Below are 20,652 nucleotides of genomic sequence, written 5' to 3'. Positions count from 1 at the left end.
TTCTAGCCGCTTTCCGGGGGAAGGTTGTGTCTGTCTGTTCGTACACGAACTCTATCCTTTCCCCCGGGCTCGACCTCGATTATTATCAACACGTATTCGAACGGAAACTTTGGGCGATCGCGATGTCGACTCCCTCCGCGATTGACGGCGAAGACTACGGCCCGGCCATCGACATGGCCGCCTTCGGTTGCGATCTCGCGCGCCGTCGCGCCGCGATCGAAGCGGAAACCGGCGAGCCGTTCACCGTCGCGCGCAATAACGGCACCCGCCGCACCGAAAGCAAGAAAGCGCTGCTCGCCGAAATCAACAAGCTCGCCGCCGCCAAGGGCTTCCGCTGGTAAGCGAATGAACCAGCCCAGAACAGAAAAAGAACTTTCCTACAGACCCCGTACCCGCATACCTAACCGGTCCTCTGCAACACATCCGCAAAGGACCGCACCCCATGAACGCCCAAACCGCCACCAATTCCGCCCCCTGGGACCCCGCCGCCTTCAACCGGCCCCGCTTCCATGACGTCGAGCCGACCGTGGCGCACAACCAGCGCTACGACGGCTGGACCCCGGACAGACAGGCACGCTTCCTCATCGCCCTCTCACGTGGCGTCAGTGTCACCCGCGCCTGCGCGTTGGTCGGCTTGTCGCGGCAATCGGCCTATCAAAAGCTGCGCGGCGCACCCGACGCGCCGTTCGCGCTGTGCTGGCAGGCGGCACTTCGCCTCTACGCCGCGCGCTGCGCCGACGAAGTTGACAGCCCGGTTGAAAACCGTGTCAAAACGTCAAGTCTGTCAACCGCCACGCCGCCATCCGCCCCCACGCGATACGGTGTGACCTTTGAGACCTTTGGCGATGCATCATCCGATGCCCGCCCGACCGAAACCCCTTTTGGTCGCCCCGCACACACGCCATAGTGCGGCCATGCTGCTCCCCGACATCCCCCTCCAGCCGCTCGAACGCGGTCAGCTCAACGCGATGCGCCTCACCGGCGCAGTCTTCTTCGCGGTGGCCTCGCTAGTCTCAGCCATCCCCAGCTGGGGGCTGGGCCATGCGGTCGAGTGGTTGCCGATCTGGGCCGCGCCGTGCGTCATCGCGCTGATCGGCCTGTGGCACGTGCTGGTCGCCACCCCGCGCCGCTGGGCACGCTGGGGCTGGGCCTGGACCGGGCGGGAGCTGCACGTCGCCTCGGGCTGGCTGACTCAGACTCACACCATCGTCCCCGCGTCGCGCGTTCAGCATATCGACGTGGCACAGGGGCCGATCGACCGCATGTTCGGCGTCGCCTCGCTCGTCCTCCACACGGCGGGAACGGCGGGCAGCCAGGTTGGGCTCCCCGGCATCACCCGCGAGACGGCGGAGGAAATCCGCGATGCGATCCGCGAACAATTGTCGAGCGACCCGTGGTGAACGAAGCGGAGGCTTATCCGGCCCGCCGCGTCCATCCCGGCTCGATCGCCATCGGCTTCCTGCGCAAGGCACCACAGAACGTCCTGGGTCTGCCCGCCTTGTTCGCCTTCACCTCCGGTCGCGGCATCGGCTGGATCTTGCTGGCGGCGGCGGTGGTCGCGGTCATCGTGCTGTTCTTCACCTGGCTCGGCTGGCGGCGCTTCACCTATACGATCGCCGAACATGAACTGATCATCGAACGCGGCGTGCTGACCCGCACCCGCCGCTCGATCCCGCTGGAGCGGATTCAGGACGTTTCGATCGAGCGCAAACCGCTCGCCCGCTTGTTCGGCCTCGCCGAAGTCCGCGTCGAAACCGGTGGCGGCGAAAAGGATGAAGCAGTCCTCGACAGCGTCTCGGTCGCCGAAGCGCAAAGGCTGCGCGCCGCGTTGCGCGGTGGCAAACTGGCGGCGACGACCGTGCCGGAGGGCGACGAAGTGGCAATGTCGGACCCGCTGCACGTCGTGTTCCAGATGTCGCCGGGCCGCGTCGTGCTGCTCGGCATGTTCAGCTTCTCGCTGGTCTGGATCGCCGCGCTGGCCGGTATCATCCAGTTCTTCGGCGACGCATTGGGCTTCGGCTGGGACGAAGCCCGCGACTGGGCCGATGTGGCGCAGGATGAAGTGCGGGCAAGGTTCAGCATCGCCGCCGCGCTGCTCGTGGCCGGGGTGGCCGTGTCGCTGGGCATCGTCACTGGCGTGGTCCGCACCGTGCTGCGCGACTGGGGCTTCACGCTGAAGGCAGGGGAGGGTCGCTTCCGCCGCACCCGTGGCCTGCTGACCCGCAGCGAAGTGGTCGTCGCGATGCGCCGCATCCAGCTCGCCGTCGCCCAGCGCGGCCCGCTGCGTGGGCTATTGGGCTGGAATGGCCTGAGCTTTCAGACGCTAGGGGGCAGCAATGACCCCAGCGGTCGGCAAGTCATGGCTCCGCTAGCCCGCGACCACGAAGCCGCCTGGATCGTCGAAACCGCCGGGCTGCCTCCGTTCGAGCGCTTGCAACTCCGCCCTGTCGCCGCCGGCCATGTCGTCCGCTCGCTGATCCATGCCTTGCCTTGGCCCGTCGCCATCCTTGCCGTCGCCATCTTCGTCACCCCGCTGGCGTGGCTGGCGCTGCTTCTCCTGATCCCGCTCGTCATCGCCGCGCTGCTCCACCGCCGCTACCACCGCTTTGCCCTGCGCCACACCAGCCTACAGGTGATGCGCGGCGTCCTAGTCCAGCGCGACTGGATCGTCCCGGTCGAGAATGTTCAAGTGGTGACGCTACAGGCCAGCTGGCTACAACGCCGACTCGGCCTGGCCAGCGTGCTCGTCGACACCGCCGGAGCAGGCGGCGGGGGATCCCCCGACGTGGTTGACATCGCCCTGCCCGAAGCCCGCGACCTCGCCACCGGCTTGGTGGCGAGGATCGATTAGGGTGCCGGCGTTGGCTGCGCCGCTGGAACGGTCACCACCGGCGGTGCGACCTCACTCTTCCGCCGCACGCCGCCCAGTTCGGGGACCGGCGATCGCTTCGGTGTCGGATCGAGCCGGATCGGGGCAATGTCCGGCACCGGCGCCGCAACGGCAGCAGGCGTCCGCCGCATGCACTGAACCGGGCTGGGCCGCCGAAACTCCCCGCAATTCCACAGCGCCTTGCCAAATCCCTGCGCCGCGTCCCGCAGATAGCTGAACGACATGCTGTCCAACGCCGCCCCGCTCAGCGCCGCACCCGCCGGTGGCACTTTCCGGGGATCGGTCCACCCCATGAACTTGCAGAATGGGCGCTCGCCACAGGTACGAATCGCCAGCGCCGCAAACGCGTCGGCACCCATGCCGCGATCCAGCGCGACATAGAATGTGTCGGAATTTCCCCCGACGGCTGGCTGAGGCAGCGCCGAATCAGGAATGGTCGCCGGATCGACGATCGCACCCTCGGTCACGATCGCCGTCGCCTCCGTCGCGCCGCCGATATGAAACGGCGACAGCCGCGCCATCTTCGGGATGTTCGGCTCCGCCCCGGCATAGGCCCGGCGAAACGCAGGCGGCGTCCCCCACCAGCCGGTCCAGCGGAAGAACAGATGCGTGTTTACCTCGGCCACCTTGTCGAGGCTCGAGCTCCAGTACGGCACCACCCAGTCGGTATGATAATGCGTCGAGTGCCCCACCTTGGCCACGACATAGCCGCTGAGCGCCATCCGTGCGATTTCCTGGGCCCGGATCCATGCCACGGCGGAGGGCGTGCGCGTCATCGCGCCGTCGCAGGTGAAGGTGAACTGGCAACCGGTGCGCCGCTCCTGCCCCTGGAACACCACGCCACATACCGATTTCGGAAACGCCGGGTGGCGCATGCGGTTGAGGATGACCTGCGCCACCGCACGCTGCCCCACCACATCGTCGCCCGCTTCATACCATGTCGCGGCGGCGAGGCAGTCGATGGCGCGTGCCTGATCCGGCGCGCTGCCGGAGACGATGAACGGGCGCGCAGCCGGGTTGGGGCCAGTGGAGAACGGGATCGTGGCATTGAACTCGCGCGCCTCGTCCTTCGGCAGCGCGGCAAGGCGAACGGGTTCTACCGGCGGCAACTCCGCTTTGGGCACGATTCGCTTGGGTCTGGCGATTTCAGCGAGCGTCGGGTCGCTGACAGGCACACGCGGGGTGTTCAGCACGTACAGCAACGGGCCGACGACCGCCGCCAGCGCGATCAGCGCGAGCGCGATCCACAGGCCGGGCGCGATCCGGCGCGCCGGATCGGCGGAAAGAACGGGGCTGGTCACGGGCGTGGGCTATCCTGTCGGGCAACGGGCCGACGCCCATAACGCAATCGTGACGCCGTTGGAACCATCGGGCGACCTCGTGCCGCCCGATACGATACAGTTCGCCGCAGGATCAGGCCGAAATATCTACGGCCAGAACCCGGTCGCCTCGCACAAATCCCAGCTATCGGCGACTTTCATGCGACAGCTGCTGTTGGTCGAACCACAGCTGGCATATTCGCGCTCGTAGCGTTTGAAACAGCTTTCCAGCACCTTGGCGACGGGCGGCCGCGCCGTTCGCACCGCAGTCTTGACGAGTTTGGCGTCTGCGCCGGTGGCGACGGCGGGTACTGCGGCAACCGCCACAGGCACCGCCGCGGCCCTCACCGCAGACGATTTCTCACTGCCGAAGACCATCGGCCAAGCCAGAAACATCGCCAGCATCACGCTGACGCAGATCATTGCATTTCGCACGTTTTCCCCCCGGAAGCCGTGATTCCCCGACTCGGACAGCTTACTCATTACGGAGGCGAAAGCGAGTCCTTCAACTCTCCGGAAGGAAGTCAGGAACGCTCAAATAGCGCTCACCTGTATCATAATTGAACCCTAACACCCGCGAAGCCGCCGGAAGGTCCGGCAATTTCTTCGCAATCGCCGCGAGAGTCGCACCCGAACTGATGCCGACGAGCAGCCCTTCCTCGCGCGCCGAACGACGCGCAAATTCCTTGGCATCGCCCGCATCGACCTGAATTGCGCCGTCGATCGCGTCGGTATGAAGGTTTTTGGGCACGAAGCCGGCGCCGATGCCCTGGATCGGGTGCGGTCCCGGCTGACCGCCGGAGATGACCGGGGAGAGCTCAGGCTCGACCGCAAAGACCTTCAGGTTCGGCCAGCTCTTCTTGAGCGTTTCCGCGACACCGGTGATGTGGCCACCGGTGCCGACGCCGGTGATGAGCACGTCGAGCGGCGCGTCGGCGAAATCGGCGAGGATTTCCTGCGCAGTGGTGCGGATGTGAACGTCGATATTCGCCGGATTCTCGAACTGCTGCGGCATCCATGCCCCGTCGGTCGACTCGACGATTTCGATCGCGCGTTCGATCGCGCCCTTCATGCCCTTCTCCCGCGGGGTCAGGTCGAAGCTGGCACCATAGGCCAGCATCAGTCGGCGACGCTCGATGCTCATGCTTTCGGGCATGACAAGGATCAGTTTGTAGCCTTTGACGGCGGCAACCATTGCCAGACCGACGCCGGTGTTACCGCTGGTCGGCTCGACGATCGTGCCGCCGGGTTTCAGATCGCCCGACGCTTCCGCCGCTTCGACCATCGCCAGCGCGATGCGGTCCTTGATCGATCCGCCGGGGTTGGAACGCTCCGACTTGATCCACACCTCGGCGTCGGGGAACAGCCGCTTGACGCGAATGTGCGGGGTATTGCCGATTGTCTCCAAGACGGTGGTGGCCTTCATATTTTCGTCTCCTCTGGGATAGGCTCCGCAAGGTTCACCGGCGGGTCGAACGTTCGTGCCCGGCGCAATTCCGGAAAGATACGCGCCCACAGCGCAGTTACCAAGATGGCAGCGAATCCGCCGCCGACAACTGCGACCAGTGGCCCGATCAGCGCGGCGAGAAAGCCCGAGCGCGCCTCGCCGAGCTCGTTCGAGCTGGAAATGAAGAGCGTGGACACCGAACCGACCCGTCCGCGCATCGCATCGGGGGTGTAGAGCTGGATCAGCGACGAGCGGACATAGACCGAAATCATGTCGAACGCTCCGAGCGCGACCAGCGCGCCTAGCGAAACCAGCACGGCGGGCGCGAAATCGCTGCCGACCATGTCCGGTCCAAACCAGCCGACCATCAACGGTCCGGCCCAGCCAAATACCACCGTCGCCACGCCAAAGCCGATGACGGACCACAGCATCTTGACCCCGACATTGGTCTTGAGCGGTCGCCATGACAGGATCAGTGCGACTGCCACCGCGCCAATGGCGGGGGCGGCGCGGAGGTGGCCTAGGCCGTCGGCGCCGATCATCAGGATATCGCGCGCATAAATCGGCAACATAGCGGTCGCACCACCCAGCAGCACCGCGAACATGTCGAGCGAGATCGCGCCGAGGATCAGGCGGTTGCGGCGCACATAGCGCAGGCCATCGACCATCTGCGCCCACGGGCTGCCGCCCGCTTCGATGCGCGAGCGCGGAATGTGGGACACCAGCATCATCATCACGAACGACAACAGAAACAGCCCGCCCGACACGATATAGGGCAAAGCCGGGTTTGCCGCATAGAGATAGCCGCCCATCGCGGGACCGCCGATCGACCCGACCTGCCACGCCAGCGCGCTGAGTGCGATGGCGGTGGGGAGCGAGGCGGTGGGGACGAGGTTCGGGGCCAGCGCACTCAGCGCCGGGCCGGCAAATGCCCGCCCGACACCCAGCAGTGCGGCGACCCCGAACAAGGCCGGTATCGTGACGGTATCGGTCCAGGTCAGCCAGGCGAGGATCGCGGCGCAGAGCGTCTCTAGCGCGATCGCCCCGCGAATAATCCAGCGGCGGTCGAGACGATCAGCTATCCAGCCGGTCACTAGAGACAGCGCGAGAAGGGGCAGGAATTGGGCAAGCCCGATAAAGCCCAACTGCAACGCAGCCTCCCGCACGCCCATCGTTTCGCGCGCGATGTCGTAAACCTGCCAGCCGATCACCACGACCATCGAAAGCCCGGCCAGCGTGGAGGCGAGCCGGGCGATCCAATAGGCGCGGTAATTATGGATGGTAAACGGGTGGGGGGCCATGCAATCCTGTCAAAAGCACCCACCCGAAGCGGTAGCGGCTTAACGGGCCTCTAGTGTTTCCGCGCCCGGTTGCGCAACGAAGGATTCATTGCGCGGGGTGTTTAAGCGTTTGGTGGAATCGCCGAGGAAGATCAGCAAATCGCGGGTCAGCCGGTCGCTTTCGCTGGCGAACAGGCCATGCGGCGCACCGTCATATTCGACCAGCTGGGCATTGGCGATGCCCACAGCCGCCGCACGCCCGGTTGCGTCGATCGGGACCGTGGCGTCCGCAGTCCCGTGCAGAACGAGCGTCGGCACCTTGAACGCGGCCAGGTCGGACCGGAAGTCGGTAAAGCCGAACGATTTGGCGCATTCCAGCGTCGAGCGTAGGCTGGCCTGCATTGCCAGCCGCCATGCCCAGTTCAGCGTCTCGTCCGACACCGGGTGCGAGAGCATGCCGACTCCGAAAAAGTCCTTGAAGAAGCCAGCGAAGAATTTCGCCCGGTCTTCCTTGATCCCGGCGGCGATTTCTTCGAGCTTCTCCTGTGGCACGCCATCGGGATTGTCGTTGGTATTGAGCATGTACGGCACGACCGAGCTGATGAGTGCAGCGGCGGTAACACCCTTGCCGCCGTGACGGGACATATAGCGCGCCACTTCGCCGCCACCCATCGAGAAGCCGATGAGCGTGACGTCGTCAGTTGCGTCAGTGCCCTCCATTACGTCGGCCAGATCGTCGCTCAGCGTGTCGTAATCATAGCCGTTCCACGGTTGTGCCGAGCGACCAAAGCCGCGCCGGTCATAGGCAATGACGTGAAACCCGGCCTCGGCCAGCGCCATCGCCTGCGGGTCCCAGCTGTCCGACGATAGCGGCCAGCCATGCAGCAGGACGACGGGACGGCCACCGCCGTCCCAATCCTTGACGTAGATATCGGTCCCGTCGCGGGTCTTTACGTAAGACATGGCGTTTTCCTCAATTGAGCGAAACTTCGGCGACCTTGTCGCGATATTCCTGCTTGGGATCGGCACCGAGCAACATCTTGATGCCTGCGAACAGGCTGTTCTCGTTGAGCCAGATTTGCGCACTTTCGGCATCGAGGCGCAGCAGCTGTAATTTCGGATCGTCCTTTCCACCTTCGTACCAGGCGGCGACGAAGGGATTCCACAACCGGTCGATCACCGCGCGGTCAGTGTCGACGGACAGATTGCCGTGGAGCGTTGCCCACAGATCATGACCCCTCGTGACGAAATGCGCCATCGCGCGGCTGCCTTCCTGCAACGACTGGACGATGCCATTGTCCTTCGTCGTGAAGAACCAGATCGGGCCGCCATCGCTGTCGGTATCGCGCAGCGCGGTCATCGGCTGCGCATGGCCGTCATCGACGCCGTCCAGACCGAGGAAAAGCGTGCGATCGTCGTCGAGCGCTTTCCAGAATTTATCCTTGAGTTCCTGTGGGGTGGGCATGGGGCTGCTCCTGTTTCGGGGATGCAGCGGGAACGGGTGGGTGGGCAGTCGGTTCCGGTACGATACCGCGCCGGCCCTCCTAGCCGAGCGCGGGAAGCGGTGGCCGACGTTCGATATAGGCCAGCGCGGGCTGCTCTAGCGGGAACCCCAGCTGGGCAAGGCGGCCCAGCAACTGGCGCGCGCGGTTGGCGAGCGCGATTCGCGCCTCGGCGGCGGCGGGTGCAGCCAGCAGTTTGGGCGCGATCACCAGGCCATCGGGAAGGCGGCGCAGCTTGCCGTCCGCGACGAGCATTTCGATATTCCGCGACACCGTCGCATAGGGCAGGCCGACAATGCGCGCGACCATGCTCGGCTTTACTCCAGCGGTCGGCGCATCCGGTGCAGGCGGGTGGGCGAAGCGATGACTTGCCCACTCGATGGCGAAGAGCAGTGCGAGGCGCGTCCAGTTTTCGTGACGTTCACTGTGACATTCGACCGTGGCGAGGAGCAGGTCGAGCGCGATGCCGACACCGGCACGCGGATCATAGGCGACGCTCGGGCGCGCTTCGGGGAGCATCAGGTTCGCGGCGCGCGCATCCTCGACCAGCCGGACGAGCAGGTCGTGGCAGCGATCGGTCATCCGCGCCGCACGCGGATCGGCGATTGCGTGCAGCGGCACGGACAGGCCGGCGTCGTTCCGCACGACCAGGCCGGTCTCGATCAGCATGTTGGCCTGACGCCGGATCGTCTCGAACGGGCGTTCCAGCGAGGCTGCGAGCGCGTTGACGCTGACCGGCCGCGATCGGCCCATCCCGGTGTCAAATGGCCCGCAGGCGCGCGCAGTAGCGGCGAAGATGAGCGTGCGATTGGGCGACCCCAGCGCGGCGATTCCGGCAGACATCGCAGAGGCCGCGAACTCGCTGAGCAGCGCGTCGAAACGATGACCCTGAAGCGGGGCGGCGGTCTGATGCTGTTGCATCGGCTCAACCACCATCACATGACGGATATACGGTAATGACGCTATTACGCACCAACGCCTTGAATTCCCCTAATTCGACCGCAAGGTGAAGGCGGAATTCATCATTTGTGCAACGCGGCAGCTACTCATTTTGCGCGAATACTATCGGGAGTATCTTCATTTTGGGTAATTTTCGGTGCGATTGATCGGAAGCGGGATGGTTCGTGCCGCATCGCGCTGGCTGTTGGCGCTGATCTATCTCGCTGCGGGCGTGGTCCATCTGGCGGCGCCGGACGTCTTTCTCAAAGTGATGCCGGACTGGGTGATGTTGCCGCGCGAAATGGTGCTGGTTACGGGTATTTGCGAGATTGCAGGCGCGCTGGGGCTGGTGAAGCGGCGGTTCCGCTGGTGGGCGGGGATGTTGCTTGCGCTCTATGCGGTGTGCGTTTTCCCGGCGAACATCAAGCACGCGATGATCGATTTGGAGTCCGGTACGGGTCTGTCGATCTGGTATCACGGCCCACGCCTGCTGGCCCAGCCGCTGATCGTGCTATGGGCTTTGTGGGTGGGAGAGGTGTGGCCGGGGCGCAGCCGACCGGCCACGCCCCGATCCGATCAAGCGTAGGCGGGCGGCTGGACGGGCGGGAGCCGTCCGGCAATGCCGCCCAGCGGCCCCACGACGAGGCGGCGCATCGGCTGCCAGAAGGCCGATAGCGTCAGTAACGCCGATCCGATCACCAACGCCGTCAACGCCGCGCCCAGCTCGACCGCCCCGGCGCTCGTGAACAGCGCGTACATCGCATAAAGGACATAAGCGAGGCTGGAGACCAGCAGCGCGCGCCGGTCGATCGCCAGCGCCAGCGCGGCGAAGCCGACATAAAGCAACAGCACGATGCCCGCGATGCCGGGTGCGACATTGCCGTCGAACACGCCCAGCATGTGGAAGATCGGATGCGCAATCATCGGCGCGGCGGCAAGGTGAAGCCAGAAAGCTACATCGGAACGGCGCGTCGTGCGCTCCCTGTCCGACATGTCCCAGCGCATGGCGAACAAGAATACCAGTACACCGCCCGCCAGCACGATCGGCATTGCCCAGCGTTCCGCCCCGGCGAAGCTGGTCATGATGAGTGCGAACAGCACGCCGACGACCGCGACCGCCCCAGCGGCAACGGTTATCGGCACGGTGAAGCGGCGCCAGTGCAGCCATGCCGCACCGGCGGTGGCCAGACAGATGACTGCGGCAATGCCGCTGGCGACCTGCTTGGCCAGCGTATCGTTGTCGCGGCCGATCAGGCGTTCGAGCGTGTCGAGATTGTCGGCAACGACGCCGACCAGCGCGCCCGCGACGCCCGCGATGAACGCCAGCAATAGCAGGATGCTGGGCAGCGCCATGCGCCGAACACGCGTGAAATACTCGGCCAGCCCCCAGGCGAGTCCAGCGGCCGCAATGCCGCCAAGCCACGGCTTGATCTCCGCCCCGATCCAGGCGGCGGCGGCCAGCATCAGCGCGGCGGCGATGGCGACGAAAATGTCGTTGAAGCCGGTGAGCAGCCGGAAATGCTCCTCATCGACGATCGGCGCGGCGTGCGTGGTGGCGACATGGTCGCGGAATGCGGCGGCGGAATCCGGTGTCAGTACCCCCGCCTCCACCGCGCTGTTGAGATCGCTTTCGCTATACATTTCGGTCCCTCCTGTTCGGAAAGGCTACCATTAGTGTGTTAGTGATGCAATACGCCGTGTCAGCCCTGAAGCTTCGTCATGATTGTCATCGCCTGTTCGCCACCGGACTTCGGCACGATCTCCCCGGTGCGATCCGTGATCGCGCTCCAGTTCGCCGCAATGCCTTCGGGCGAAAGATCGTCGCCCTGTAAGCGGACGCCGTTGGTCAACGTGACATAGGCGGCCTGGAACACGCCCGCACCCGCACCGACGATCATGTTGGTTGGCGCATCCTCGCTGACCAGAAACAGCGCGGCGGGGGCGACGCTCTCCGGCGTGAATGCCTTGAATGCGGCTTCGGGGAAAATGTCTTCGGTCATTCGCGTGCCAGCGGTGGGGGCGAGGGTGTTGACGCGAATATTATACTTCGCGCCCTCCAGATACAGCGTCTTGGTCAGACCCGCGAGGCCCAGCTTGGCGGCACCGTAATTGGCCTGGCCGAAATTGCCGTACAGCCCGGTCGAGGATGCCGTCATCAGGATTCGGCCGTAATTCTGCTCGCGCATCCCGTCCCACACCGCCTTGGTCACATTGGCCGAGCCGTTCAAATGGACGTCGACGACGAAGCGGAAATCCTCCGGCTCCATCTTGGCGAAGCTCTTGTCGCGCAGCACGCCGGCATTGTTGATGAGGATATGGACGCCGCCCCATTTCTCGACCGTGCGGGCGACCATTTCCTGCATCTGGGCATAGTCGGTGACGCTGCCGCCGTTCGACATCGCCGTGCCGCCCGCCGCCTCGATCGCTTCGACCACCTTCAGCGCGGCATCGGAATGGCCCGAACCGTCGCGCGTACCGCCAAGGTCGTTGACGACCACCTTCGCCCCGCGCCGGGCCAGTTCGAGTGCATAGGCACGGCCCAGGCCGCCGCCGGCCCCGGTAACAATGGCAACACGGTCGTCGAAGCGAATGGACACGGCACCCTCCAGTTATTCGTGAACCCTAGTGAAGGCGGGTGGAGCGTTGCGCAAGCGACGCTATCCCCAGGAAATCCCCCAAAAGGGGGAGAATGCCTCTCGACGCCCGCGTGTTTCTCAACCAAGCTGACCGGGATCAACTGTGGAGCCTTGGATGATCGGGTGGCTGAGAGGCCGGTTAAGGTGCGTAATCGGTAAACATGAAAGATCGTTCGACGCCGTTCGCGTGGCCGGCGACACATATGAGAGCAATTGCCGCTTTTGTGGAAAGCCGATGTTGCGCCTGTCGAAACGAAAATGGATCGTGAAACCACGCTAGGGTCGGGATCGAGCTGGATCTCTCGCGTGTAGCGCCTCAACGCACTTCACAGTCCGCCTCGCCAGCAGACTTCCCGGCACGATCACGGGCATTGCCGGTATTGAGTCCTGACCCCAGGCGGTAGCGGGCGCGGCGAACCGCCGCACCCGCCAAAAGATCAGCCTCCGCGTTGACGGCAATTGTCGTACTGACCCTTTTTGCAGACCGGATATTTGTCGAGCGATGCGGGAGCCGGATAGGCTTCCGCCGGGGATTTCGACGCCTGGACGACGACCGTCTGTCCTGGCTGAAGCGGGCCCGAAAGCGGTGGTGTCGCGGGCTGATAGCCGCCGGTTGGCTCATCCGCCGATGCCGTACCCGGTGCGGCCGGCGGTGGAGGCGGTGGCGGTGGAGGCGGCGCTGACTCTGGTGCCGGTGGTGGCGCAGGGGCAGGCGGCGGCGGAGGCGGGGCCGGTTCTACAGGCGGCGTAGCCTCCTGAGTCGGTGGTGCGGGCGGAGCCATATCCTGTGCCACCGCGACGGTGCCGGTCATGGCAAGCGCTGCCGCAAGTGCGATCAGCTTCATGAGATCTTCTCCTGACTGTTTCGGGTCAGAGCAAATTCGCTCGTCCCCGCAACGCATCAGGTGCCCAATCTTTCCTCGTTTCGCAGCCGAACCGGGGCGCTCTGTCCGTGAAGGGCCTCAGTGTCCGACGTCGAGCGCGTATCCGGCCGAGCGAACGGTGCGGATGATATCGGGCCGGTTGCCGGTGTTGATCGCCTTGCGCAGCCGCCGGATATGGACGTCGACGGTACGGCTTTCGATGTCGCTGTCATGGCCCCACACCGCGTCGAGCAACCGCTCGCGTGAGAACACCCAGCCGGGATGCTCCAGGAAATGCTTGAGCAGGCGGAATTCGGTCGGGCCGAGCGGGACGACGTCGCCGCCGCGGCGGACCTTGTGCCCGACCGTGTCCATTTCAATGTCGGAATAGCTCAGCGCTTCACCCGCAAGAGCAGGACGCACGCGGCGCAGCACCGCACCGACGCGGGCGACGAGTTCGCGTGGGGAAAACGGCTTGGTGACATAATCGTCGGCACCGGTTTCAAGCCCGCGAACGCGGTCCTCTTCCTCGCCGCGCGCGGTCAGCATGATGATCGGCACGTTCGCCGTCTCGCTCATCCGGCGCAGGCGGCGGCAGACCTCAATCCCGGACAGGCTTTCGACCATCCAGTCGAGCAGGACAATGTCCGGCGGTGATTCCTTGGCGAGCAACAGCGCCTCTTCGCCATCCGGCGTGTGGCGGATCTCGAAATCCTCGCGCTTGAAATTATAGATGAGGAGTTCGGCGAGCGCCGCGTCATCCTCGACCAGCAGCATGCGCACCCGGCTCATTTCAATTCTCCGCCGTCTCTGTGTCGCGGTCGGCGAGATAATTGCCGGTCGCGGCGAAATAGACCATTTCGGCGACATTGGTGGCGTGATCGCCGATCCGCTCGATATTCTTGGCGACGAACAGCAGGTGGGCGACTTCACTGACGGTGCGCGGATTCTCGACCATATAGGTCACCAGGGTGCGGAAGATGCTGTCGTAGAAATCGTCGAGCCGGTTGTCGCGTTCGGACACACGGATCGCGGCTTCGGCATCGCGTGCGGAAAAGGCGTCGAGCACGTCGTGGACCATTTCGCTCGCCATCTGCGCCATGGCAGGGAGCAGCGAAATCGCCTCGATCCGACCGGCACCGGGCGTGTGGACCAGCGGCACGCGCTTTGCGATGTTCTTGGCATAATCGCCAATCCGTTCCACCACGGCGGCGATCTTCAGCGCGGCGACCACTTCGCGCAGATCGTCGGCCATCGGTGCGCGCAGCGCAATGACGCGGACCGCGAGCTTCTCGACCTCGGCCTCGATCGCGTCGATCTCCTTGTCCTTGGCGCGAACCACCTTCGCCAGGCTGGTATCGCCCCTCTGAAGCGCGGTCATGGCATCGGAAATCGCCTGTTCCGCCAGCCCGCCCATCTGCGAGATCAGCGCGCGCAGATGCTTGATATCCTCGTCAAACGCCTTGACGGTATGTTCGTGGCCGGTCGCCATTATCCGTAACTCCTCAACCGTATCGGCCGGTAATATAGTCCTTGGTCCGCTCCTGACGCGGCGCGGTAAAGATCTGGTCGGTCTCGCCATATTCCACAAGCGTGCCCAGGTGGAAGAAGGCGGTGCGCTGAGAGACGCGTGCGGCCTGTTGCATATTGTGCGTGACGATCACGATCGCATAGCGTCCGCGCAGTTCGTGAATCAGTTCCTCGATCTTGGCGGTGGCGATCGGGTCGAGCGCGGAGCAGGGTTCGTCCATCAGGATCACTTCGGGATCGACCGCGATGGCGCGGGCGATGCATAGACGCTGCTGCTGACCGCCAGACAATGCGGTACCGCTTTCCGGCAGGCGATCCTTGACCTCTTCCCACAGGCCGGCACGCCGCAGCGAACGCTCGACGATCTGGTCCATGTCGCTCTTCGACCGCGCCAGCCCGTGGATGCGCGGGCCATAAGCGACGTTTTCGTAGATCGATTTGGGGAACGGGTTCGGTTTCTGAAACACCATGCCGACGCGCGCGCGCAACTGCACCACGTCCATCGCCTTGCCATAAATGTCTTCGCCATCGAGCGTGATATCACCCTCGACCCGCGCGCTGGCGACGGTGTCGTTCATGCGGTTGAGCGTGCGCAGGAACGTCGATTTGCCACAGCCCGACGGGCCGATGAACGCGGTAACATTGTCCATGTCGACGTCGATCGAGACATCGCGGATCGCCTGCTTCTCGCCATAGAAGACGTTGACGCCCTTGGCCTGCATCTTGGGATGCTGGCCGACATGCGCTGCGGGCGCGCCGGTGTCGTGAGCGGTTTCTGCAAAATCGACTTGGGTCATCACCAGCGGGTCTCGAATTTGTTGCGGAGATAGATGGCGACGGCGTTCATCGCCAGCAGGAACACCAATAGCACGATGATCGCGGCGCTGGTCTTTTCGATGAAGCCGCGGCTGACTTCATCGGACCAGAGGAAGATCTGGACCGGCAGCACGGTCGCGGGATCGAACACGCCGCCGGGCGGGGTAACGATGAACGCGCGCATGCCGATCAGCAGCAGCGGTGCGGTCTCGCCCAGCGCGCGCGCCATGCCGATGATCGTGCCGGTCAGGATACCGGGAAGGGCGAGCGGCAGGACGTGGTGGAACACGACCTGGATGCGGCTGGCACCGACGCCCAGGGCTGCATCGCGGATCGACGGCGGCACCGCCTTGATCGCATTGCGCCCGGCGATGACGATGACGGGCATGATCATCAGCGCGAGCGTGAGGCCACCCACCAGAGGCGCCGAACGGGGCAGGCCGAACGTGCCGAGGAACACCGCCAGGCCGAGCAGGCCGAAGATGATCGAGGGGACGGCAGCGAGGTTGTTGATCGACACCTCGATCAGGTCGGTCCAGCGGTTACGCGGGGCATATTCTTCGAGATAGACGGCCGAGAATACGCCGATCGGAAAGGCAATTAGCAGCGTGATCGCCATCGTCAGCAGCGACCCCTTGAGCGCGCCCCAGATGCCGACGGCGGTCGGATCGGTCGAATCCGCGCCGCTCAGGAACCCGGCGTTGAAGCCGCTGCGCATCGCCTGACGTTCGCGCAATTTCTGGACCTCGGCGCGCAATTCCGGTGTGCTGCCGCCGTCCGCCGCGGAGTCGAGATCGCTGGAGGCGGGGACCCAGATATGTTCGCTCTGGCTGAGCAAATTGGGATCGTCCTTGATCGCGTCGCGCACGGCGGTCCATGCGTTGTCCGCAATCAGTTCCTCGCCCTTGTCCCCGAACGCGGCGGTCGCGGCAGTTGCGACACGGTCCTGCAATCCGGCCCCGGCGAGTGCCAAATCGGCCCCGCGCGTGGACAGTTGCGCGCGATCGACCTCAAGCGGCGCCGCCTTGAAATCGATCGGGAGCGCGACTTCGGTGCGCATGAACCCGGCGGCCCCGTTGCCCAGCATCACCGCGAGCAGGAAGAACAGGAAGGAGGCCGAAATGACCACCGCCGCCAACCCGATCGCGCGAAACCGGCGTTCGGCGCGATAACGGCTGCGAATGCGACGCTGCATCGCGCTGGTTTTCCAGTCGGTGGGTTCGCGCTCAGTCATAAGCTTCGCGATACTTCTTGACAACGCGCAGGGCGACGATGTTGAGCAGGAAGGTAATCATGAACAGCGTCAGGCCCAGCGCGAAGGCTGCCAGTGTCTTGGGACTGTCGAATTCGGATTCGCCGGTCAGCAGGTCGACGATCTGCTTCGTGACGGTGGTTGCGCTGTCGAGCGGATTGAGCGTGATATTGGCGGCACCGCTGGCAGCCATCACCACGATCATCGTCTCGCCGATCGCGCGGCTGACGGCGAGCAACACGCCCGCGACCACGCCGGGAAGCGCGGCAGGGAGCAGCACCTTGCGGATCGTTTCGCTCGACGTCGCGCCCATTGCCAGACTGCCGTCGCGCATCGCGCTGGGGACGGCGGCGATGCTATCGTCCGCCATCGAGGACACGAACGGAATAATCATCACGCCCATCACCAGACCGGCGGCGAGCGCGCTTTCCGAACTGGCATAGGTATAGCCCATCGACACCGCGATATCGCGGATCGCCGGACCGACCGTGAGCGCCGCGAAATAGCCGTAAACAACGGTCGGCACGCCCGCGAGAATCTCGAGCAGCGGCTTCATCCACTGCCGCACGACCGGCTTGGCATATTGCGTCAGATAGATCGCGCTCATCAGCCCGAACGGAATGGCGACGAACATCGCAATCACCGCGCCGATGAAGAAAGTGCCCCAGAACAACGGCACCGCGCCCAGCGTCGCGCCGGGATCGGCGGGATCGATCACCTGCGGGCTCCACAGCGTCCCCAGCAGAAAGTCAGTGATCGGCACCATCGAGAAAAAGCGTATTGATTCAAACAGAAGCGACAGGAAGATGCCAAGCGTTGTGAGGATCGCGATCAGCGATGCGACCAACAATGTCAGCATAACCATCCGCTCGACCCGGGTGCGTGCACGAAAGTCGGCGCGAACGCGGGTATAGGCATAGGCACCGCCGGCAAAGGCGAGCAGGATCGCAATCCCCGTGCCGATCCAGGCGTAAAAGCGGCTGGCCTGCGCGTAGACCGGGGCCAATTGTTCGGCGACGGGGTAGAAGCCATATTCGCTGCCCGCCGCGCGCGCGCGGATCTCGTTGAGCACCGCTTCGCGCTCATAGCCGAAGGTGGGTATCTCGACCGCCTGCGGTGCGCGCAACACTGCCTCGGTCGCCAGCGACGGGGTTAACACCAGCCAGACGATGACGAAGATCAGCGTCGGGATGACCGTCCACATCGCCACATACAGGCCATGCTGACCCGGCAGCGAGTGCAGACGACGGCTGCTGACTGCGCCGAACCGCGCGGCGCGCGCACGACCGGTGAGCCAGGCGATGGCGCCCAGCCCTGCGACCAGAAAGAGAAGCGCGTAGAGGTTCACTTAGGTTTGCCCAGCCTTACTTCAGCGATGCCGGGTCGAGCGGCGTTTCCATCTCGATCGCCTTCGACGATGCGTCGCGCGCCGCCTGTGGGCTGGCGATCAGGCCGCGCTTGGTCAGCGGACCATCGGGGTTCCACATTTCCGAATATTGGCGGGCGAATTCCTTCAGTCCGGGAACGGCCTTCAGATGCTGCTTCTTGATATAGATATAGAGCGCGCGCGCACCGGGATAGGTCGATCCGGCGATCGTCTCATAGCTGGGCGACACGCCCTCGATCGGAATACCCTTCAACCGCTGGGCATTCTCTTCGAGATAGGAGTAGCCGAAGATGCCGATCGCGTTGGGGTCGGTCGAGAGCTTCTGGACGATCAGATTGTCGTTCTCACCCGAATCGACATAGGCGGCGTCGCTGCGGATCAGCAGGCACAGATTGTCGAACTTGGTCTTGTCCGACTCCTTCAGCGCCTTGGCCTCCGGATTGGCGGCTTCGCAGCCCTTTTCCAGAATCAGTTCGGCAAAGGCGTCGCGCGTGCCGCTGGTCGAGGGCGGGCCGAGCACCTTGATCGGAATGGCGGGCAAAGCGGGGTTTACGTCGGCCCATGTCTTCGCCGTGTTGGGTTTGCCCATCGGATTAGCGGCGAGGGCGAGGTAGAGGTCCTTGCGGGTCAAAGCGAGTTTCGGTCCGGAGACCGATTCGGCCAGCGCGATGCCGTCGCTGCCGATCTGAACCTCGATAATGTCGGTGACGCCGTTCTTGGCGCAGATCTCCTGTTCGGACTTCTTCATCCGGCGCGATGCGTTGACCACGTCGGGATGCGCGACGCCGATGCCGCCGCAAAACAGCTTCATGCCGGCACCCGTGCCGCCCTGTTCAATCACCGGTGCCTTGGCCTGCGTGCTCTTGTTGACGAACGCTTCGGCAACGGCGGTGGTGAACGGATAGACGGTGGACGATCCCACCACCTTGATCTGATCCCGGCTGGCCTGCTGGCCGCAACCGGCGAGTGCCATCACGCTGATGGCGATCAAGGTAAGGCTGCGCATGTGAAGTCCCCTCGGCCAAGTGCGAGTCGCTTTTTGGCGGGTGGCCGACCCCGCCGCCGGGCCTGTGTTGCAGTAGCGTTACGTTATGATGACACAGTATCCGGCGCGGGCGTCGCCGGGAGCAATATCGTCACTGTCGTGCCGGTGCCGACGATACTGCTGATGTCGAGCCGACCGCGATGCCGCTCGACAATATGCTTGACGATGGCGAGGCCCAGACCGGTGCCGCCCGCCGCACGGCTGCGGCTCGAATCGACGCGGTAGAAGCGTTCGGTCAGGCGGGGCAGATGGTCGGGGGCGATCCCTTCGCTCTCGTCCGACACGGCGAGGCGAATCATCGAACCATCGACGGCGGACAACGCGACCGTGACCGGCGTGCCGTCGCGGCCATATTTCATCGCGTTGCCGACGATGTTGTGGAGGAGCTGCGACAGCTGCACCTTGTCGCCGCGTACGGCCGGTATATCGGCGATACGGATAGCGATATCGCCCGCGCGCTTCGGCGACAGCGAGGCGAGCTCGTCGCGCACTTCCGCCGTCAGTGCCGCGAGATCGACCGAGTCGTCAGGCGCGCGGTACTTCTCTGCTTCGATCCGCGACAGCGACATCAGATCGTCGATCAGCCGCTGCATCCGCCGCGCTTCGGTATCCATCACCTTCAGAAATCGGGTGCGGGTTTCGGGATCGTCGGCGGCGTGTTCCAGCGTTTCGATAAAGCCCAGGATCGAGGCGAGCGGTGTGCGCAATTCGTGGCTGGCATTGGCCACAAAATCGACGCGGATGCGATCGGCGGCATAGTCGCCGGTGCGATCGCTCAGGTGAACGATGCGCTGACCGCCGGGGAGCGCGCGGACGCGCATTTCCCAGCGCTGGTCGCGCGTGCCCAGGCCGACCAGATGGATGGGCGCGCCGGGGGCGGTTTCCTCCGGATTGAGCAGCCGTTCGGCAGCGGCGGGATGGCGGATCGCCACACGGACATCCTCCCCCAAAATGTGATCGCCCAGCGCGGCGCGCGCGGCGCGGTTGGCGGCGACCACGCGATTGGCCGCGACCAGCAGCACCGGCTCGAAAATCGCCTCGATCGCGTCGGCGATCCCGTCGGGCGCGCTGGCGGGGTCGGACGGCGCCGCCGGCATGTCCTCCTCGATCGGAGCCGCGGCGATCAGCGCGGCGACGGCGGCACCGACGAGCGCGATTCCGGCAGCCTCGGCATTGACCGCGAACCAGGCGGTGAGCGCAGTGACGAGTATCGCGGCGATGGCGAACAGCGTGCGGGGCGTGGCAAGGCGGGACATTCGCATAATCTAGCCGAGACGTGACGGATGGCGATAGCGCTTGAATGCTTGCGCGCGATTCACCTTTGTGAAAGGCAAGGGTGGCAGGAAGGAAATCATGAGCGACAGCACCCCTCCGACGGGCAAGGGTCCGAACCGCCGCGCACTGATGCTGGGCGCGGCGAGCGCGTCGGCGATCGTGTCGATCAAGCCTGCGCTGGCGCAGACCACCGGGTCGGTGCTGAATTGCGAGATCCCGGTGCCGGATGCGGGTCGGGCGGGCAATTATATCGCCGCCGACGGATCGCTGGTGCCGCCGGGGACGGTCGGCGCGTTTCCGCCCGCCGGACGTGCTTTTCGCGGTGAGGAAGTGAAGCAGGCGCTGAACGGCGGCACGCTGCCGGGCACGAGCTATGAACAGAGCCGTGCCTATACCAACTATATCGGCAAGCTGCAGCGGGGGACCAGCGGGTTCACCTGTTTCGCGTCGATCGCAGGGCGTCGCTGAAGC

General features: G+C 64.8%; 23 protein-coding genes. 7 read left to right on the top strand and 16 right to left on the bottom strand.

The window, feature by feature from the left end:
- Nucleotides 1-26: 26 nt before the first annotated feature.
- The 4 genes from U1702_RS07340 to U1702_RS07325 all read left to right on the top strand — a co-directional run bounded on the left by U1702_RS07340 (nucleotide 27) and on the right by U1702_RS07325 (nucleotide 2,851).
- Complete coding sequence (locus U1702_RS07340) at nucleotides 27-341, top strand: hypothetical protein (RefSeq protein WP_332723368.1); 315 nt, start codon at nucleotides 27-29, stop codon at nucleotides 339-341.
- A gap of 101 nt (nucleotides 342-442) precedes the next feature.
- Nucleotides 443-907, top strand: coding sequence for a hypothetical protein (locus tag U1702_RS07335; protein WP_332723367.1), 465 nt, complete (start codon nucleotides 443-445; stop codon nucleotides 905-907).
- 7 nt (nucleotides 908-914) lie between these two features.
- Complete coding sequence (locus U1702_RS07330; RefSeq protein ID WP_332723366.1) at nucleotides 915-1,400, top strand: PH domain-containing protein; 486 nt, start codon at nucleotides 915-917, stop codon at nucleotides 1,398-1,400.
- Nucleotides 1,397-2,851: a PH domain-containing protein gene (locus tag U1702_RS07325; protein ID WP_332723365.1), complete on the top strand. Its 1,455-nt coding sequence runs from the start codon at nucleotides 1,397-1,399 to the stop codon at nucleotides 2,849-2,851. Before U1702_RS07330 ends, U1702_RS07325 begins: the two co-directional genes overlap by 4 nt.
- Here U1702_RS07325 and U1702_RS07320 read toward each other — a convergent pair.
- The 7 genes from U1702_RS07320 to U1702_RS07290 all read right to left on the bottom strand — a co-directional run bounded on the left by U1702_RS07320 (nucleotide 2,848) and on the right by U1702_RS07290 (nucleotide 9,359).
- The gene (locus U1702_RS07320) at nucleotides 2,848-4,191 is read right to left on the bottom strand and encodes a cell wall hydrolase (protein ID WP_332723364.1); all 1,344 of its coding nucleotides are present in this window, start codon (nucleotides 4,189-4,191) and stop codon (nucleotides 2,848-2,850) included. The two genes, U1702_RS07325 and U1702_RS07320, sit on opposite strands and share 4 nt — an antisense overlap.
- Nucleotides 4,192-4,317: 126 nt before the next feature.
- Nucleotides 4,318-4,692, bottom strand: a complete 375-nt coding sequence (locus U1702_RS07315) for a hypothetical protein (protein WP_332723363.1) — start codon at nucleotides 4,690-4,692, stop codon at nucleotides 4,318-4,320.
- A gap of 22 nt (nucleotides 4,693-4,714) precedes the next feature.
- The gene (gene cysK / locus U1702_RS07310; protein WP_332723362.1) at nucleotides 4,715-5,635 is read right to left on the bottom strand and encodes a cysteine synthase A; all 921 of its coding nucleotides are present in this window, start codon (nucleotides 5,633-5,635) and stop codon (nucleotides 4,715-4,717) included.
- Nucleotides 5,632-6,957 carry an MFS transporter gene (locus U1702_RS07305; RefSeq protein ID WP_332723361.1) on the bottom strand — a complete coding sequence of 442 codons (1,326 nt, stop codon included), beginning with the start codon at nucleotides 6,955-6,957 and terminating at the stop codon, nucleotides 5,632-5,634. Before U1702_RS07305 ends, cysK begins: the two co-directional genes overlap by 4 nt.
- Before the next feature lie 39 nt (nucleotides 6,958-6,996).
- Complete coding sequence (locus U1702_RS07300) at nucleotides 6,997-7,899, bottom strand: alpha/beta fold hydrolase (protein ID WP_332723360.1); 903 nt, start codon at nucleotides 7,897-7,899, stop codon at nucleotides 6,997-6,999.
- A 10-nt stretch (nucleotides 7,900-7,909) separates the two neighbouring features.
- Nucleotides 7,910-8,401, bottom strand: coding sequence for a pyridoxamine 5'-phosphate oxidase family protein (locus U1702_RS07295; protein ID WP_332723359.1), 492 nt, complete (start codon nucleotides 8,399-8,401; stop codon nucleotides 7,910-7,912).
- Between the two features lie 79 nt (nucleotides 8,402-8,480).
- Complete coding sequence (locus U1702_RS07290) at nucleotides 8,481-9,359, bottom strand: hypothetical protein (RefSeq protein WP_332723358.1); 879 nt, start codon at nucleotides 9,357-9,359, stop codon at nucleotides 8,481-8,483.
- Between the two features lie 196 nt (nucleotides 9,360-9,555).
- On the opposite strand from U1702_RS07290, the gene U1702_RS07285 reads away from it, so the two are divergent.
- Nucleotides 9,556-9,963, top strand: coding sequence for a DoxX family protein (locus U1702_RS07285; protein WP_332723357.1), 408 nt, complete (start codon nucleotides 9,556-9,558; stop codon nucleotides 9,961-9,963).
- Here U1702_RS07285 and U1702_RS07280 read toward each other — a convergent pair.
- Together U1702_RS07280 and U1702_RS07275 are read right to left on the bottom strand one after the other, a co-directional pair.
- Nucleotides 9,954-11,018 (bottom strand): hypothetical protein, encoded by a 1,065-nt coding sequence (locus tag U1702_RS07280; protein WP_332723356.1) that lies wholly within the window; start codon nucleotides 11,016-11,018, stop codon nucleotides 9,954-9,956. The two genes, U1702_RS07285 and U1702_RS07280, sit on opposite strands and share 10 nt — an antisense overlap.
- Before the next feature lie 59 nt (nucleotides 11,019-11,077).
- Nucleotides 11,078-11,974, bottom strand: coding sequence for an SDR family NAD(P)-dependent oxidoreductase (locus U1702_RS07275; protein ID WP_332723355.1), 897 nt, complete (start codon nucleotides 11,972-11,974; stop codon nucleotides 11,078-11,080).
- A 652-nt stretch (nucleotides 11,975-12,626) separates the two neighbouring features.
- Here U1702_RS07275 and U1702_RS07270 point away from each other — a divergent pair.
- A complete protein-coding gene (locus U1702_RS07270) occupies nucleotides 12,627-12,764 on the top strand; it encodes a hypothetical protein (protein WP_332723354.1) in 138 nt (45 codons plus the stop codon).
- 211 nt (nucleotides 12,765-12,975) lie between these two features.
- On the opposite strand, the gene phoB is transcribed toward U1702_RS07270, so the two are convergent.
- From phoB to U1702_RS07235, 7 genes are all read right to left on the bottom strand, one after another.
- Complete coding sequence (gene phoB / locus U1702_RS07265) at nucleotides 12,976-13,668, bottom strand: phosphate regulon transcriptional regulator PhoB (protein ID WP_332723353.1); 693 nt, start codon at nucleotides 13,666-13,668, stop codon at nucleotides 12,976-12,978.
- Nucleotide 13,669: 1 nt separating this feature from the next.
- Complete coding sequence (gene phoU / locus U1702_RS07260) at nucleotides 13,670-14,368, bottom strand: phosphate signaling complex protein PhoU (protein WP_332723352.1); 699 nt, start codon at nucleotides 14,366-14,368, stop codon at nucleotides 13,670-13,672.
- A 13-nt stretch (nucleotides 14,369-14,381) separates the two neighbouring features.
- Nucleotides 14,382-15,128: a phosphate ABC transporter ATP-binding protein PstB gene (gene pstB / locus U1702_RS07255; protein ID WP_332724633.1), complete on the bottom strand. Its 747-nt coding sequence runs from the start codon at nucleotides 15,126-15,128 to the stop codon at nucleotides 14,382-14,384.
- A gap of 74 nt (nucleotides 15,129-15,202) precedes the next feature.
- Nucleotides 15,203-16,456 (bottom strand): phosphate ABC transporter permease PstA, encoded by a 1,254-nt coding sequence (gene pstA / locus U1702_RS07250; protein WP_332723351.1) that lies wholly within the window; start codon nucleotides 16,454-16,456, stop codon nucleotides 15,203-15,205.
- Nucleotides 16,449-17,822 (bottom strand): phosphate ABC transporter permease subunit PstC, encoded by a 1,374-nt coding sequence (gene pstC, locus U1702_RS07245; protein ID WP_332723350.1) that lies wholly within the window; start codon nucleotides 17,820-17,822, stop codon nucleotides 16,449-16,451. Before pstC ends, pstA begins: the two co-directional genes overlap by 8 nt.
- A 16-nt stretch (nucleotides 17,823-17,838) precedes the next feature.
- Nucleotides 17,839-18,867: a substrate-binding domain-containing protein gene (locus U1702_RS07240; RefSeq protein ID WP_332723349.1), complete on the bottom strand. Its 1,029-nt coding sequence runs from the start codon at nucleotides 18,865-18,867 to the stop codon at nucleotides 17,839-17,841.
- Nucleotides 18,868-18,950: 83 nt separating this feature from the next.
- A complete protein-coding gene (locus tag U1702_RS07235; RefSeq protein ID WP_332723348.1) occupies nucleotides 18,951-20,162 on the bottom strand; it encodes a sensor histidine kinase in 1,212 nt (403 codons plus the stop codon).
- 97 nt (nucleotides 20,163-20,259) lie between these two features.
- On the opposite strand from U1702_RS07235, the gene U1702_RS07230 reads away from it, so the two are divergent.
- On the top strand, nucleotides 20,260-20,649 hold the full coding sequence (locus U1702_RS07230; RefSeq protein WP_332723347.1) for a hypothetical protein: 390 nt from the start codon (nucleotides 20,260-20,262) through the stop codon (nucleotides 20,647-20,649).
- Nucleotides 20,650-20,652: the final 3 nt, after the last annotated feature.

Source organism: Sphingomonas sp. LT1P40 (assembly GCF_036663835.1).
Lineage (GTDB): Bacteria > Pseudomonadota > Alphaproteobacteria > Sphingomonadales > Sphingomonadaceae > Sphingomonas.
Note: the sequence above shows the minus strand (reverse complement) of the source record. Positions and strands in the feature narration are given on the sequence as shown.

Excerpts from the sequence above, each read along its gene's own strand:
- U1702_RS07335 (WP_332723367.1), top strand. The coding sequence starts at position 443 with ATGAACGCCCAAACCGCCACCAATTCCGCCCCCTGGGACCCCGCCGCC.
- U1702_RS07330 (WP_332723366.1), top strand. The coding sequence starts at position 915 with ATGCTGCTCCCCGACATCCCCCTCCAGCCGCTCGAACGCGGTCAGCTC.
- U1702_RS07315 (WP_332723363.1), bottom strand. The coding sequence starts at position 4,692 with ATGAGTAAGCTGTCCGAGTCGGGGAATCACGGCTTCCGGGGGGAAAAC.
- cysK (WP_332723362.1), bottom strand. The coding sequence starts at position 5,635 with ATGAAGGCCACCACCGTCTTGGAGACAATCGGCAATACCCCGCACATT.
- U1702_RS07305 (WP_332723361.1), bottom strand. The coding sequence starts at position 6,957 with ATGGCCCCCCACCCGTTTACCATCCATAATTACCGCGCCTATTGGATC.
- U1702_RS07300 (WP_332723360.1), bottom strand. The coding sequence starts at position 7,899 with ATGTCTTACGTAAAGACCCGCGACGGGACCGATATCTACGTCAAGGAT.
- U1702_RS07295 (WP_332723359.1), bottom strand. The coding sequence starts at position 8,401 with ATGCCCACCCCACAGGAACTCAAGGATAAATTCTGGAAAGCGCTCGAC.
- U1702_RS07290 (WP_332723358.1), bottom strand. The coding sequence starts at position 9,359 with ATGCAACAGCATCAGACCGCCGCCCCGCTTCAGGGTCATCGTTTCGAC.
- U1702_RS07285 (WP_332723357.1), top strand. The coding sequence starts at position 9,556 with ATGGTTCGTGCCGCATCGCGCTGGCTGTTGGCGCTGATCTATCTCGCT.
- U1702_RS07280 (WP_332723356.1), bottom strand. The coding sequence starts at position 11,018 with ATGTATAGCGAAAGCGATCTCAACAGCGCGGTGGAGGCGGGGGTACTG.
- phoB (WP_332723353.1), bottom strand. The coding sequence starts at position 13,668 with ATGAGCCGGGTGCGCATGCTGCTGGTCGAGGATGACGCGGCGCTCGCC.
- phoU (WP_332723352.1), bottom strand. The coding sequence starts at position 14,368 with ATGGCGACCGGCCACGAACATACCGTCAAGGCGTTTGACGAGGATATC.
- pstB (WP_332724633.1), bottom strand. The coding sequence starts at position 15,128 with ATGCAGGCCAAGGGCGTCAACGTCTTCTATGGCGAGAAGCAGGCGATC.
- pstA (WP_332723351.1), bottom strand. The coding sequence starts at position 16,456 with ATGACTGAGCGCGAACCCACCGACTGGAAAACCAGCGCGATGCAGCGT.
- U1702_RS07240 (WP_332723349.1), bottom strand. The coding sequence starts at position 18,867 with ATGCGCAGCCTTACCTTGATCGCCATCAGCGTGATGGCACTCGCCGGT.
- U1702_RS07235 (WP_332723348.1), bottom strand. The coding sequence starts at position 20,162 with ATGTCCCGCCTTGCCACGCCCCGCACGCTGTTCGCCATCGCCGCGATA.
- U1702_RS07230 (WP_332723347.1), top strand. The coding sequence starts at position 20,260 with ATGAGCGACAGCACCCCTCCGACGGGCAAGGGTCCGAACCGCCGCGCA.